The sequence below is a fragment of the Neptunomonas japonica JAMM 1380 genome, assembly GCF_016592555.1.
Taxonomy (GTDB): Bacteria; Pseudomonadota; Gammaproteobacteria; order Pseudomonadales; family Balneatricaceae; genus Neptunomonas; species Neptunomonas japonica_A.
In genome coordinates this window covers 3,435,911-3,450,413 of sequence record NZ_AP014546.1, presented here as the reverse complement: position 1 = coordinate 3,450,413, position 14,503 = coordinate 3,435,911, and the positions used below count along the sequence as shown (strand labels likewise).

Genomic DNA, 14,503 nt, shown 5'->3' with positions numbered 1-14,503 from the left:
CTCATGTTGTTGTAATTATCATAGAATAAGGACCCTCCGTACTGCTCTGTAAGGTGGTCCACTAGTGATGAAAGGTAATTTGATGTTTAAACGATGGGCGTTGAATATTGTAACGCTGTTGGTGTTGATGAGTCTTTCGTTAAGCCTTGCTGCGGCTACCTTGGTGATTAAAATTGAAGGTGCCAGTAAAGACCAAGTAGCAAATATCCGTTCTATGTTGAGTCTTGTTCCTTTAGAAGGAAAAGAGATTGTTAGCCTGAGCCGGGTAAGGTATCTATATGCTAAAGCTGATGACGAGATTCACAAAGCGCTTCAGCCATTTGGCTTGTATCGCCCTAAAATCAGCGCCCAATTCGTTGAAAAAAACGATTACTGGCTCGCTCGCTTTAAGGTTGAGCCAGGTGAGCTTTTACCAATAGGTTATTTGGATATTCAATTAAAGGGTGAAGCACTACAAGATGATGCTTTTAATTCGATCCTGTTAAGTTCTTCCTTACGTACTGGCTCCCCTTTAGTGCATGGTGTTTATGAAGATTTAAAAAAGCAGTTACGCTCGCTTGCAGCGGAACGTGGTTATTATCAAGGGGAGTTTACTGAGCACCGGGTGGAGGTTGATCTACTCAGCTATCAGGCTCGTATTATTTTGCATTATGATAGCGGTCCGCGATTTCGTATCGGTGATATTGTTTTTACTGATAGCCCTTTAGCTGATGACTTTCTGATGCGGTATGTACCGTTTAAGCGCGGTGATCCTGTGCAGAATAAGAATCTGCTTAATTTACAGGAGGCCCTCGTTGATAGTGATTATTTTCAGCTGGTTGAGGTGCGCCCACTTTGGAGTAAGGCCACAGAGGCTGATGTACCTATCGAAGTGATGCTACATGCAAAGAAGCGTACAAAATACACCGCGGGTTTTGGTTATGGAACGGATACCGGGGTTAGGACTACGCTTGGTATGGCACGCCGTTGGGTGAATAAACGGGGGCATCAGTTCAAGACGCAATTAAGAGCGTCTCAGATCCGCTCTAATTTGGCGGCAGAATATGTGATTCCTGGGCTACGGCCTCAAGAGGATAGGTACGCAGTGAACCTTAGCTTGAATGAAGAGCATTCTGATAATGTTGATAACAGCAACCTGTACTTGGGGGCTTCTTGGCAAAAACAGCAAGGGCGTTGGCGGCAGGTGGCGGCGCTTGGTTGGCAGCAGGAAGAGTTTAAGATAGGTAATGAAACTACGCAGAGTACTTTTCTTATTCCACGGATTAGTTTTACTACCGTATCTACTCAAGACCGCTTGAATGTTAAAAATGGCTACCGTTTAACATTGCAGGCGCTAGGAGGCGCTGATCAACTACTCTCTGATACCAACTTTATACAGTTGAAATTTGGCGCTAAAGCTGTGCATAGCTTTGCCCCGCAGTGGCGAGTGTTAGGGCGAGTAGATGTAGGCACAACCTTTGTGGATGACTTTGATAAATTACCTGTATCGCAGCGCTTCTTTGCGGGAGGGGATAGCAGTGTGCGAGGGTATGAGTATCAGAGCCTTAGCCCTAAAGATGCGGATGATGAGATCATGGGTGGGCAAAACCTATTTGTGGGAAGTGTTGAAGTTGATTACCGCTTTAAAGGTAATTGGGGTGTGGCTGCTTTCATCGATTCAGGTAGTGCCTTTAAAGATATTCAAGCAAATTTGAGCACTGGTGTAGGGGTCGGCTTACGTTGGTTCTCACCGATAGGGCCGGTACGTATAGATATTGCTGTACCGCAAAGCGGTGAGAAGAATGATATCCGCTTGCATTTGAATTTGGGACCAGATTTGTGAAGCTTATTTATAAACGCCTGGCCTGGTGTGTGTTAGCTACTTTTGCTGTGTTGTTCGCGCTTTTACTGACGGCTGTTATTTACTTTGCTGCGACTACGCATGGGTTGCAGCAACTCGTATCACTTGGGCAGCGTTGGGCTCCTGGGGAGCTGCAAGTTGAGCATGTTGAAGGCACTCTGCTGGGTCAAGTTTCATTGCAGAGCGTGAGTTATCAAGATAAAAGCATCGATGTTAGCTTCAAGCAGCTGCAGTGGGCTTGGTCTCCTAATGAACTGTTGAACGGGCTTATCGATGTCCAAAGTATTTTATTAGAACAACCGGTTATTACTCTGCATGCCAGTACGGCTGAGGCCGCTTCTGTAGAGCCCCCTACAAGGTCGCTGTTGCCTCTTTCAATGCCCGATATTGCACTACCGTTACAGCTACGCATTGAAGACCTTCAATTGAAGCGGCTGGTGTTGAATCAGGCAAAACAGATTGATCAATCTGAATCTGCCCCTGTATTAATCGACTATCTCAAGTTGAAAATGCACTCGCAAGAAAAGGCAGTGATAGTGGATGAGTTGCAGCTTATAGCTCAGCAAGGGCTGTCGCAACTAGATGCCCAAGTCTCTGGTAAGGTGCATCCTCAAGGTGATTACCTATTTTCATTGTCAACGCAGTGGGAAGTCCAGCAACCAGAGACGAAGGCTCTAAAGGGAAAAGGAATCCTGTCAGGAGGGCTTACAAAGCTAATAGTACAGCAGCAGTTATCAGGCATATTCGATGGTGCATTGAGTCTGTTGTTGAGGTTGTCGGCTGATACTTTATTTGTAGACGAGCTGAAGATAATACAGGCGGGGGAGCAAGCTGGTGCAGGATTATCTTTAAGCGGAGAAGTTTCGGATTTACAAAAAACAGCAAAAATTACTCTTGATGGACGCTGGGAAAACGTAAATTACCCACTTCAAGGTGATGCTGTTTATAGTAGTAAGCGTGGCAAGGTTAAGCTTTCGGGCGATATTGAAAACTACCATCTGATGTTAGATAGTGAGTTAGCTGGGGCGAGTATTCCTGATGGGCGCTGGGTTCTTGAGGCAGACGGCGATAAACAAGGTTTTAGTGCATTTACTCTACAGGGCGATACATTAGAAGGGCAGTTGCTGGGTAATGGTAATGTGGCCTGGCAGCCCTCTTTAAATTGGCAATTAGCTATAAAAGGGAAGCAAATTAACCCTGGCAGCCAGTGGGAGGAGTGGCCGGCAAAGTTAGACTTTCTTTTGAGTAGTTCTGGATCGCTACAAGCGAGTAGAGGGTTACAGCTGCAAGCTGGTTTAAGCTCGCTGCAGGGGACATTACGTAATCAGCCCATTGAGGGAGTCGCGGAAGTCTCGTTAGCGGGTTCTGAACTGACAATTAAACAGCTGCGGCTTAATGTGGCTAATGCTCAGCTACAAGCGACAGGTACTGCCGGGCAGAAGATGAATCTAGAGTGGCTACTAAAAGCTCCTTCACTGGCAAGTGTTCTTCCTAATGCTGCGGGCGATCTAACGGGTAACGGTACTTTACATGGTCCTTTAGATCAGCTTCAACTTGTTGCTGATTTAAAAGGGAATGGACTTCAATTTGAAGATTATCAACTCGGCAAACTTGATGCAGGCTTGGATATCGACCTTAGTGCACAGCGGCGCTCCAATGTACGTGTGAAAGCCGCTAACTTGAGTTTAGCTGGGCAGCGTTGGCAATCTTTACTCATAGAGGGGGGGGGCACGCCTTTGCAGCATCAGCTAACGATGGCGTTGGAGCAGGGGCCAGTAGATGTGAAATTACAAGCAAGAGGCCAGTGGGAAAGCTCACAGTGGAGCGGGTTTTTAACTCAAACCGACCTACAAAATGAGATAATGGGAACGTGGCAGCTTTTGCATACAGTGAGTGTAACAGGCAGTGCTGATAAAGCGGCACTGGATGATTTTTGTTTGCAACGTGTTCCTGTCAGTGTTGTTGGTAGTGGACAAATATGTGTGACAACGGCTTGGTCGAAAAAGAGCGGAAGCCAGGGGCGTTTTAACGTATCTCAACTAGCCTTGAACCAGTTTGAGCCGTTATTGCCTGCGAGTACGCAGGTGGAAGGTAAAATGCATGGGCAGGGTACTTTTCAGCAAATAAATGGCGAAAAACCAGATTTCTCTGCCAGTATTAATGTTGTTGCTAGCCAATTGCAATTGGAAAACACTGACCTGAGTGTTAAAGCTGATGATCTACGTTTGTTATTAAGTGGTAAGCAATCACGGATCAAAGCAGATTTGCAGCTGCCTCTGGTTCAGCCTGTCGGGCAGGTAGAAGCGTCGATCGTGATAGATGACGCTTATGGTGAGGGTAGGTTAACAGGTTCCTTGCAAGCGGCTCTGAGTGATCTGGAGTTTGTTTCTCTATTTTCGCCTGAACTACAAGCGGTTAAAGGTCAGGTTGAGTCAAAGCTGGTACTGCGTGGTTCTTTGAAAAAACCGCAGGTGAAAGGCTTTTTAAAGCTTCAAGAAGCTCAAGCTGAGTTACCGGCATTAGGTATTGCATTGGAGGCCATTAACCTAGAAATTCATGATCAGCCAACAACGGATCAGTTGGGGCTAACTGGCTCACTATATTCAGGAAAAGGGTTGCTTGCGTTATCAGGAGTGCTTGACCCTCTGAAGTATTCTGGCCAGATAAAGCTTAAGGGCAAAGACTTTCAGTTGGCAGCAACTAATGAAATTCAGGCGTGGGTTTCACCTGATCTTAGCTTGTCGATTACGCCCGCGTTAGTGTCAGTGCGTGGTGAAATTAAAATTCCTAAAGCTCAATTGTCACCACCGAAAGTGGCATCTATCACGCCGCTATCTTCAGATGTTGTTATTGTCGATTCTAACTCGGAACGTTCAGCAACAATACCGGTCAAGCAGGCATTGGATGCCCAAGTACGTATCACGTTAGGTGATAAGGTTGAAGTTGATGCGGTTGGTTTTCAAGGGCGTTTAGAGGGTAGTGTTCTAGTGGAAGACGATGGTCGTCGTGCAACACGTGCGACCGGTAGTATGGCTGTGGCTGCCGGTAAATATCGCCTCTATGGGCAAGATCTTAATATTGAACGGGGTAGCCTCGTGTTTAGTGGAGGCCCTGTTGATAACCCAGGTTTAGATCTTCGCGTGTCACGTATCGTTGAAGAGGTAACGGCAGGAGCGAAGGTCGGCGGTACATTGAAAGAACCGCGATTGACGTTGTTTTCTGAGCCTAGCATGCCAGAAAGTAGTTTGCTTTCTTACCTTCTTTTTGGGAGAGCCCCAGGTGCTGCGAATGCAACTGCTTCTGAGCAAGAGTTACTGTTTAGAGCTGCATCAGCACTTACTCTGAAGGGTGGCAACGTTGTAGCTGAAAAACTCTCAAACCTTTTTGATGTCAATGAATTAGGGCTTGAAGGAGATTCACTTAATGATACCTCATTCTATATTGGTAAATATTTATCGCCTAAGCTGTATGTGAAGTATGGAGTGGGGATTCTTGAACCCACCAGTACTTTTTTCATGCGTTACCTATTGAGCAAGCGTTGGAGCATCGAGTCACAAACGGGCACTAATAGTAGTGGCGGTGACATTATTTACACCTTTGAGCACTGACTCGTATAAAGATAATGTGCTTATTGGCTAAAAAATATAAAGAATATCAGTAACCTGCCGACATATCGGATAGTCACTGATGAGATACTAAACAAGTATGCAAACTGAAAGAATACAGGCGCGAATAGAGACGTATACTTCGTCATTGCCACAGGCAGTGACGGCGTCTCATGGTGCCCAGTTTGCGATGCTACTAAGCCTCATATCAACTAATCAATCAAACAGTTATGAATACTCTCCTCAAACGGTTCAGCAAGAGCGTGGAGAAGGTTTTACTCTTCCGGAAGAGCGTTATCCATCGGTTGATGAGTTGCATACGCCTTACCTTATTGAGCGTTTAAATCACTCAGTTAATGATAAATTACCAGGTGACTTTGCCTATATTAATAGCCATATCGATGCGCGTTCTAATATAGCGAGAGTGCGTCGTGAAGCTGCTGATGAGTTCGCTAAAATGGCGTTGTTATCGTCAGGGCGATTAATGCTGGATCAGATCGGAAAAGCGCAAACATCAGTGCCTTCTGTCTCTGTGCAAGCTTAGATGTAAGTATAAATCTAACGAATATGATCAAATAACCGCTTAAAATTTCGCCCTAGTATTCTTCAAAATTGAATGACTTTCTGACGATATATTTTTTGATATGCGGTGGCACTTTTGCTTTTTAAGCGCAGCACATTACACTGGATTTTTTATTTTTGGATACTAGATAGCATGGATGGTAAAAACCAAAAGCGAGCAATGCTATTGGGAGTCAGCGCTGTATTACTCTGGTCCACCGTAGCCACTGCATTTAAGTTGGCGCTACAGGATTTAACGCCACTGCAGTTACTCTCAATTGCGAGTGTTACTTCGGTTGCTGTTTTGTTGTTGGCTGTTATTAGAAAGCACCCGTGGTGTGACGTGGTGGCTTATTGGAAAAAGGCTCCTCTGAAATTCGCGGTGCTGGGGGCACTCAACCCCTTTCTATATTATGTGATTCTCTTTCAGGCGTATGACTTATTACCAGCGCAGCAAGCGCAACCGCTTAACTATACGTGGGCGTTAGTATTGTCGTTGTTAGCGGTGCCGATATTGGGACAATCATTGCAGCGTTCCGATATTGTTGCACTTGTCCTAGGCTATTTTGGTGTCTTGGTGATTTCCACGCGAGGCGACTTATTAGGCATGGAGTTTGATAGTGGCTTGGGTGTTGCGTTAGCGCTGATTAGCACGGTTTTGTGGGCGCTGTATTGGTTGATCAATGCAAAAAATGCTACGCCTTCAGAAATATCTCTATTGTTGTGCTTCTTAAACGGAACGCCATTGGTGTTACTAGCCACATTACTGGTGGATGGTATGCCTAGTGGCATGGAAGGTGTGTTAAGCGCAGTTTATGTTGGTTTTTTTGAGATGGGCATAACATTCATGTTGTGGATGAATGCGATGAAACTAGCAACCCATACTAGCCGAGTTAGTAACCTGATCTTTTTATCCCCTTTCCTGTCGTTAATTTTAATTCACAGTATCTTAGGAGAGGAGATTGGCGGGGCTACTTATATAGGTTTGGTAATGATTGTTTCAGCGGTGGCCTATCAGCAATATGCGGCTTATAAAACTAAGCCGCAGAGTTGATGGCGTTCAGATCCATTGAATCAGTTCTTCGATAGTGTCTTCGACTTTCCACCATTCATCCGGGTCGTCTCCGTTTTGCCAGCCGCTAGCGATACATCTCACTTGTGTTTCTAGGGCGGCTGATGCGACACGAGCGCAGTCGAGATCTTTCACCCAAGGGGTTTTGTCTGATTGAAACCACACGCTGATCCAAGCTTTGCCTGCGGCGCGCTCATGAATAAAAACTGGAATAACAGTACCCGCAATGGTCAGTGAGAACTCATGCGTGTGCTTCTCTGCTGCATCTTGTGAAGTCGAGATTTCGCTGTCGTCCCCGAGTGTTGATAACCAACTCTGGATGGAGCTAATTGAGCGGTTTTTGATGTAGATTTCAATATCCGGGTGGCGCTGTTCATTCATTGTGATTTATCAATACAGTTAGGTGAGGGAGGCGGCCAGTATGCGGTTCTTAGCATGGATGATCAAGAGGTGAGTACCTTCTGGATAGACATTCCTTTTAAGCAAAGATCATGTATCCTTCCTTGTAGTATCTTATTTATGAAGGGTTTGGAATGAACAAAAAAGCAGTCATAGGATGTGTATCTGTATTGGGGCTCTCAGCTATTTATTTGGCCGGTGTGTATTACTCGGGACAAGAAGCCAATAAATTTATACAGCAGGCAGTTGAGCAAGCTCAGGTTCAATCCAGTGGAAAGGCCTTTATTCATGTTGAGGCAAAGCCAGGTTTTTATACGTCGAGTTATCAAGTTGTTTATACCCCAACAGAGCTACCTGAAAGCGCTGAAGAGTGGATGGGCGGCCGTGACATTCCGTTTAATCTTGACGTGAAACATGGCTTTTTGGGTGCAGAATCAACACTGGTATTGGCTGAAGGAAGCTTATTAACTAAGCTGAAAACATTTCAGGCAAACGCTTCGAGTGAGCCGTTTGTTATGCAGACTCAGCAGCGCTTTAATCCATTTTCTAAGCAACTGGCAGTGAGTGGCGAATTTGAAACAGACCAGTTTGTTGTTCAATCAGAAGAGGGCACAGCAACAGTCGGCGCTATGCAGATGGATTTTGATCAACAAGGGCGCGATTTTACGCTTGATTTGGTAATGCAAGACAGTGGTATTGATACCCAAGATTATAAACTATCTGTTAAAGGGATTGAGGGTACGGAGAGTGGTCGTCTAGATCATGATGACCCTATGCAGGCAGTGATGGCTGAAACCTTAGAGGCACTGTTTAATATTGAGCAGGTTCTCGTTGAGAGTGATAAGTACAACGTTGATGCTAAAGGCTTGCGTTTAGATGTGCAGCAGGCTCTTAATGATGGTCGGATGCTTACCTCTATTGGTTATGCAGCAGACTCTTTTCAAGTTGTGGAGGCCGGCAAAACAGCCCCTGCTTTCATTGACCCAAACCTAAATCTGACCTTTGATCTGGATTTTGCATCAACACGTGAGTTGGCAATCATGTTACAGGATATGCAAGGTGAGCCTGATGCTATGCATCAGCAAATGGAAAGCATCTTAGCTGTTGCTGATAGTGTTACTGAAAAAGGCATAGGTGCAGATATTAATGACTTATCAGTCGGCTGGGAGGGTTATAAAGCGCAGGGTGATGCCGAGCTTGATATCGCACCTTTTCAGGCATCAGAAATAATGATGCAACCCGATAAAATTAGACAGTACCTAACCTTGAATGCACAGTTTACTGTACCAGTAGCTATGCTGGAGGCTATGCCGGATTACAACCCGCAGCAAATAAGCATGTTCGTACAGATGGGCTTTGTGCAAAAGCAAGGTGATAGTTACAAAGTAGAGCTTCAGCTAAAGCAGGGTGAAGTCACACTGAATGGACAAACTGTGCCGATGTAAGTGAGAAAGCGCACTTACGGGTGCGCTTGAATTATGCTGATATTAAGTTTTATTTTTACTTTTTTCTTCATCACTAATCAAAAAGCGAAATACCCGTAGAATGCTCAGGCTTATGTAGCCTGCAAGGGCTAGTAAAACACCTATAGCAATGAGCGCCATTCCTAAGAGTGCGACCAGTTCCTGTTGTAGTGATTGGCCAAATAAGAATTCTGCGATGGTAATCAGCAGTATGCCAAGCATGCATAAACCAAAACCACTGATCAGTAGTATTAGGTTTTGTTGGTAGTTATCAGCCTGCTTTATCAAGCGGCGCTTCGTTGCTCTCCATCTCATAAACGGCGGAAAAAACCTAAATTGACATGAAATGTTAAATGAAGCGGTGCAGAGGCAAGTAATACAGCCATGCTGTCGTCATTGATGCGTTGGCTATGAGGGGTCATATCTAGAAGTGCTTGAATATCTTGCTCAGATTGCAGGGAGAATTCAAAGCGTAATGTATCTACCTTTTCACAGCTAAATTGTTCTGCTAACTCTGTTGTTGGGTCGTACTCAGAGATTTTTATCTCTTTGTAGATGCTCTGGCGTAGTTCCAGTAAGTGTTCCTGTGCTGGCCACGCTAGTAGTAATAAACCATCAGGTTTAACAACTTTGGCAAATGCTGCTGGCATTAGTCGGCTGAACATCACTAGTAACAAGTCTTGGCTTTGCTCGGGTACCGGCATTTGTGCACCGGATGCGACTAACCAGTGAATAGATTTACTACGTCTGCAAGCCGCTTTAACCGCATGCTTTGAAATGTCGAGACCGATAATCTCAACATTTGTGTTGCTCAGCGCTTTCTCTACTTGAGCTGTGTAGTAGCCTTCACCACAGCCCATATCTAAGAGGCGAGAATTGGAGTTGTTTGTAAGCTCTAGCTGAACGCTTGCGCTGATTTTATCAGCTAATGGTTGATAGTAGTGCTGATCAAGAAAGTGTGTCCTAGCTGCCACCATCTGAGGGTTGTCACCTGGGTCTTTGGAACGCTTGCGTTGTACCAATAATAGATTCCAATAACCCTGCTTAGCTTGGTCGTAACTGTGGTTTTGTTCACATGACAAAGAACGCTCCTTTTGCGTTAAAGCAAGGGAGCAAACAGGGCAGATTAGGTGGCCACTAGTAACATTCATTATTCAGGTCGCTTATTTAGTAGAAGACAGTAGGCGAGCCAGAATGTTTTCATACAGGTCGCTGAGTATATCTAGGTCTTTTACTTTTACGCGCTCATCAATTTGGTGAATGGTGGCATTAACAGGCCCTAGTTCAAGAACTTGTGCGCCAGTAGGCGCAATAAAGCGTCCGTCAGATGTACCGCCTGCTGTTGATAGCTCAGTGTCCATACCGGTAACCGCTTTGATTGCTTGCTGTGCGGCTTCTACTAAGCTGCCTTCTGCGGTCAGGAAAGGGTTGCCTGATAAGATCCAGTCGATATCCCATTCAAGGTTATGACGATCAAGCGTGTCTCTGACGCTCTCTTTTAGCTGCTCCGCTGTTACTTCTGTTGAGAAACGGAAGTTGAAATCGATCTCAACCTCACCTGGAACAACATTGTTTGCGCCCGTACCTGCATGGATATTTGAAATCTGGAAGCTTGTTGGTGGGAAAAAGTCATTCCCTTCATCCCATACCGTAGCCGCCAGTTCAGTTAATGCCGGCACTGCTTCGTGAATAGGGTTGCGCACTAGGTGCGGATAAGCAACATGCCCTTGTATACCGGCGACTTTAAGCTTGCCACTGAGGGAACCACGGCGACCGTTTTTAATAATATCGCCGGTTTTTTCAGTGCTTGAAGGTTCGCCCACGATGCACCAATCTATTTTTTCTTGGCGAGCTTCTAAATGATCAATAACGCGTGTTGTACCATTAATAAACGGGCCTTCTTCATCGCTAGTAATTAGTAATGCGATAGAGCCTTCATGGTCAGGGTGGTGTTCAATAAAGCGTTCCAGTGATGTGATGAAAGCGGCAATGCTACCTTTCATATCTGCCGTACCGCGACCATATAAGTAGCCTTCTACAATAGTAGGCTCAAATGGAGGGTGAGACCAATTTTCAACAGGACCAGTCGGAACCACATCCGTATGCCCAGCAAAGCAAAATAGCGGGCTTTGTGTGCCACGGCGTGCCCAAAAGTTGCTAACATCCTCAAAAGGTAAGCGTTCAATTACAAAACCTAATGCTTCTAGCTTTTCAATTAATAGCTCCTGACAACCAGCATCTTCTGGTGTGACTGAAGGGCGTGAGATTAGCTCTTTAGTGAGTTCGACTGTCGGTGACAGGATCGGCATATCAGGGCTCCGGGGGTACTAGATAAGATAGAATGCAATATAGTTTGCAATAGGTGTGATCAGAAGGTGCAGACTTGGAGGTCTGGATATAAAAACATCGGTTACTCCAAGTCTACATAAGCAATCTTAGTTATGCTTATGAAGTTCCGCATTCAGCTCGATGGCTGATTTATTGGTTTTAACTTCAATACGACCGTTTTGTGAATTACGGCGGAACAGTAAATCAGATTTGCCGGCTAGTTCGCCCGCTTTAACGGTGCTGACTTCGTTGTTCTGATCATCTAGCAAGGTTACTTTTGAACCACCAGTGACATACAAGCCTGCTTCAACAGTACAACGGTCACCTAGTGGTAAACCTAAGCCTGCATTCGCACCGAGTAGACAGTTATCACCAACAGAGATAATCACATTGTTACCGCCAGATAGTGTACCCATAGTAGAGCAGCCGCCACCTAGATCAGAACCATTACCTACCACAACACCGGCAGAAATACGCCCTTCAACCATGCTGACACCCATAGTACCGGCATTGAAGTTGATGAAACCTTCATGCATAACTGTTGTACCTTCGCCTACATAGGCACCTAAACGTACACGTGACGTTGCTGCTACACGGACGCCTTCAGGGACCACGTAGTTAGCCATTTTAGGGAACTTGTCTACAGAATGAACATCGAGTACGCGCCCTTGAGCACGTGCAGATAACTGGCGACGAGGCAGGTCAGCAAGTGAAACAGCGCCTTCGTTTGTCCAAGCAACGTTTGGCAGCAAACCAAACATGCCTGATAGATCAATACCGTGAGGCTTAACAAAACGATGTGAAAGTAGAGCGAGTTTTAGATAAACCTCGGGCGTTGATGCAGGAGAGCTATCTGTTTCCAAGATAGTGATGACCATTGATTGTTGTGTACCTTTAAGTACTTCAACCACTTCTGCCTGATCTTCAGCATCCACGCTTAGGAAAGCCGCTTCTAGATCTTTTAGCTGTGCTTCACAGATTTCGATAGCAGCATCACCACCTTCGTAATTCAGCTTTTCAGCAACGGCGCTAATTAGCGCATCAGATGGGTTCAGAATAGGTGCGTTATAGTAGATTTCTAACCAGTCACCGTTAGAGGATTGGGTACCAATACCCAGACCAAATGCAAAGTAGCTCATGTGTTTATTCCGCCTAGACGTCAAATTTGAAAAATTTCGCTGTATTCGTTTTCTTTAAAGCCGACAAACCGTTGTGGAGAGGTCTCTGTTGAGCCGATCTCCAATACCGGACGTTTAATGATCGCCGGATTTTCCAGCATCAGCGAACGGGCTGATGCTGCATCAATATTCTCTTTAATAGCATCGGATAACTGGCGCCATGTAGTACCACGCTTATTCAACAATATTTCCCACCCTAACGATTCAATAAGTAGGTCTAGTTGCGCTTCAGTGAGTCCGTCTTTACGAAAGTCGTGAAACTGGAACTCAATATTATGAGCATCCAGCCATTTACGTGCTTTCTTAATTGTATCGCAATTCTTTATGCCAAAAAGCGTAATGCTCATATTGCTACTCTCTTTAATTGCTTTTTAGCGTAAACCTTCAACGAAACGCCTAATACGTTGCGCACCTTCAACACACTCTTCAAGTGTTGCCACTAAGGCCATGCGTACGTAGCCCGCACCGGGCACACAGCCTTCTACGTCACGTGATAGGTAGCTGCCTGGTAGCACTGTCATGTTTTGCTCGGCAAAGAGTTGTTGTGCAAATAGATCATCTGCTATCGGTGTTTTTGCCCATAAATAGAAGCTGGCTTCTGGTTGTTGTACATCCATAACTGGCGAAAGAATTTCAACAACGCGTGCGAATTTTTCGCGGTATTGGTCGCGGTTCTCTTTAACGTGCGCTTCATCCTGCCATGCAGCGATTGATGCAATCTGGTGTTGTACTGGCATAGAGCAGCCATGGTAGGTGCGGTATTCCAGAAAAGGCTTCATTAATTTAGCGTCTCCGGCAATAAAGCCTGAGCGTAAACCAGGCAAATTAGAGCGCTTAGATAAGCTATGCATGACAACGCACTTATCAAAGTCGTTGCGACCTAAACGAGCACATGCTTCAAGCAAGCCAACCGGTGGGCTTGCTTCATCTAAATATATTTCGGAGTAGCACTCATCTGAGGCAATAATGAAGTGGTATTGGTCAGCTAAAGCAATGAGCTTTTTCAGGGTGTCAAAATCAGTCACCGCTCCCGTTGGGTTACTTGGTGAGCAGAGAAATAGAATCTGGCAGTGTTCCCATACATCACTAGGGACAGCATCATAGTCGGGAATAAAACCGTTCTCACTTAAGCAGCTCAGATAATAAGGCTCTGCACCTGCTAAGTAAGCCGCGCCTTCATAGATTTGATAAAAAGGATTGGGTGAAATCACCAATGCCCCTTCTTTGCGCTCAACTGCGGCTTGAGTAAAGGCAAATATAGCTTCTCGTGTACCGTTAACCGGTAGCACATGCTGATCTGCTGTTAATGTATCGGCCGTCAAATGAAAGCGACTAGTACACCAGTCGGCAATAGTTTTACGTAATTCAGGAATACCCTTGGTGGTTGGGTAGTTTGATAGTGCATTAAGATTGTCGGTCAGTGTTTGAACAACAAAAGCAGGAGATTTATGTTTAGGCTCGCCGATGGAGAATGCGATATGTGGCAATTCGGCGGGAGGTGTGACCTGCGCTTTCAGTTCTGCCAGCTTTTCAAAAGGGTAGGGTTGAAGACGCGCTAAATCCCGGTTCATAAATATTTCCTGCTCTGGGGTGAGGCTGTTATCAAAAATAGGCTGGAAATTATACCGGATGCGGCGGTGTCTATTAAGTGTTTCCTCTTTGATATGTGGTTGTGAAGGCCTGTTGTGGGACTAAATATGCTTTATCGGGCTGGTTGGATGGTGTTTTTCAAAGTTTTTTAGATAAAATAAAAAAAACGCTCCGGCGTAAATTGTAGGGAACATGCCGGAGCGTTGGGTGCAGGGAAAATTAACCTTTAGCTAGCAGGCTGAATTCATCAGCACTTAGCTGCCCGTCTTTGTTTAAATCCAATGTTTCAAACTGTGCTAATACAGGTTCATGTATTTTTGCTTCTTCAGCGCTAATCATCTGGTTTGCATCCACATCTAATAAAACGAATAAATCAGTTCCACCTGCTGGTTGAGCGATGGCAGTAGCTGAAGCAAAAGTGAAAGCAGCGATAGTCATTAATTTTTTCATGGGTTATCTCTCTCTTT

13 protein-coding genes are annotated in these 14,503 nt (G+C 45.2%); 5 read left to right on the top strand and 8 right to left on the bottom strand.

Features of this window, described 5'->3' with window-relative positions; translation table 11 throughout:
• Positions 1-67 precede the first annotated feature (67 nt).
• From NEJAP_RS16240 to NEJAP_RS16225, 4 genes are all read left to right on the top strand, one after another.
• A complete protein-coding gene (locus NEJAP_RS16240) occupies positions 68-1,822 on the top strand; it encodes an autotransporter assembly complex protein TamA (RefSeq protein WP_236591152.1) in 1,755 nt (584 codons plus the stop codon).
• Positions 1,819-5,448 carry a translocation/assembly module TamB domain-containing protein gene (locus NEJAP_RS16235; protein ID WP_201348206.1) on the top strand — a complete coding sequence of 1,210 codons (3,630 nt, stop codon included), beginning with the start codon at positions 1,819-1,821 and terminating at the stop codon, positions 5,446-5,448. The genes NEJAP_RS16240 and NEJAP_RS16235 overlap by 4 nt, the downstream gene beginning before the upstream one ends.
• 97 nt (positions 5,449-5,545) lie before the next feature.
• Entirely contained in the window at positions 5,546-5,989 is a 444-nt protein-coding gene (locus tag NEJAP_RS16230) for a hypothetical protein (protein ID WP_201348205.1), read from the top strand.
• Between the two features lie 171 nt (positions 5,990-6,160).
• The gene (locus NEJAP_RS16225) at positions 6,161-7,060 is read left to right on the top strand and encodes a DMT family transporter (protein ID WP_201348204.1); all 900 of its coding nucleotides are present in this window, start codon (positions 6,161-6,163) and stop codon (positions 7,058-7,060) included.
• A 6-nt stretch (positions 7,061-7,066) separates the two neighbouring features.
• Here the strand turns inward: NEJAP_RS16225 and NEJAP_RS16220 are convergent, their stop codons facing one another.
• Positions 7,067-7,459, bottom strand: a complete 393-nt coding sequence (locus NEJAP_RS16220; protein ID WP_201348203.1) for a hypothetical protein — start codon at positions 7,457-7,459, stop codon at positions 7,067-7,069.
• 152 nt (positions 7,460-7,611) lie between these two features.
• Between NEJAP_RS16220 and NEJAP_RS16215 the strand changes: the two genes are divergently transcribed.
• Positions 7,612-8,922 (top strand): DUF945 family protein, encoded by a 1,311-nt coding sequence (locus NEJAP_RS16215; RefSeq protein ID WP_201348202.1) that lies wholly within the window; start codon positions 7,612-7,614, stop codon positions 8,920-8,922.
• Positions 8,923-8,964: 42 nt separating this feature from the next.
• Here NEJAP_RS16215 and NEJAP_RS16210 read toward each other — a convergent pair whose 3' ends face one another.
• From NEJAP_RS16210 to NEJAP_RS16180, 7 genes are all read right to left on the bottom strand, one after another.
• Positions 8,965-9,255 carry a hypothetical protein gene (locus NEJAP_RS16210; RefSeq protein WP_201348201.1) on the bottom strand — a complete coding sequence of 97 codons (291 nt, stop codon included), beginning with the start codon at positions 9,253-9,255 and terminating at the stop codon, positions 8,965-8,967.
• Positions 9,252-10,091, bottom strand: coding sequence for a putative RNA methyltransferase (locus tag NEJAP_RS16205; protein WP_201348200.1), 840 nt, complete (start codon positions 10,089-10,091; stop codon positions 9,252-9,254). Before NEJAP_RS16205 ends, NEJAP_RS16210 begins: the two co-directional genes overlap by 4 nt.
• Positions 10,092-10,103: 12 nt before the next feature.
• Positions 10,104-11,249, bottom strand: coding sequence for a succinyl-diaminopimelate desuccinylase (gene dapE / locus NEJAP_RS16200; protein ID WP_201348199.1), 1,146 nt, complete (start codon positions 11,247-11,249; stop codon positions 10,104-10,106).
• A gap of 126 nt (positions 11,250-11,375) precedes the next feature.
• On the bottom strand, positions 11,376-12,407 hold the full coding sequence (dapD, locus tag NEJAP_RS16195; protein ID WP_201348198.1) for a 2,3,4,5-tetrahydropyridine-2,6-dicarboxylate N-succinyltransferase: 1,032 nt from the start codon (positions 12,405-12,407) through the stop codon (positions 11,376-11,378).
• 20 nt (positions 12,408-12,427) lie between these two features.
• A complete protein-coding gene (locus tag NEJAP_RS16190; protein WP_201348197.1) occupies positions 12,428-12,793 on the bottom strand; it encodes an ArsC family reductase in 366 nt (121 codons plus the stop codon).
• Between the two features lie 24 nt (positions 12,794-12,817).
• Positions 12,818-14,017, bottom strand: coding sequence for a succinyldiaminopimelate transaminase (gene dapC / locus NEJAP_RS16185; RefSeq protein WP_201348196.1), 1,200 nt, complete (start codon positions 14,015-14,017; stop codon positions 12,818-12,820).
• 238 nt (positions 14,018-14,255) lie between these two features.
• Positions 14,256-14,486 carry a hypothetical protein gene (locus tag NEJAP_RS16180; RefSeq protein WP_201348195.1) on the bottom strand — a complete coding sequence of 77 codons (231 nt, stop codon included), beginning with the start codon at positions 14,484-14,486 and terminating at the stop codon, positions 14,256-14,258.
• Between the last annotated feature and the right edge of the window lie 17 nt (positions 14,487-14,503).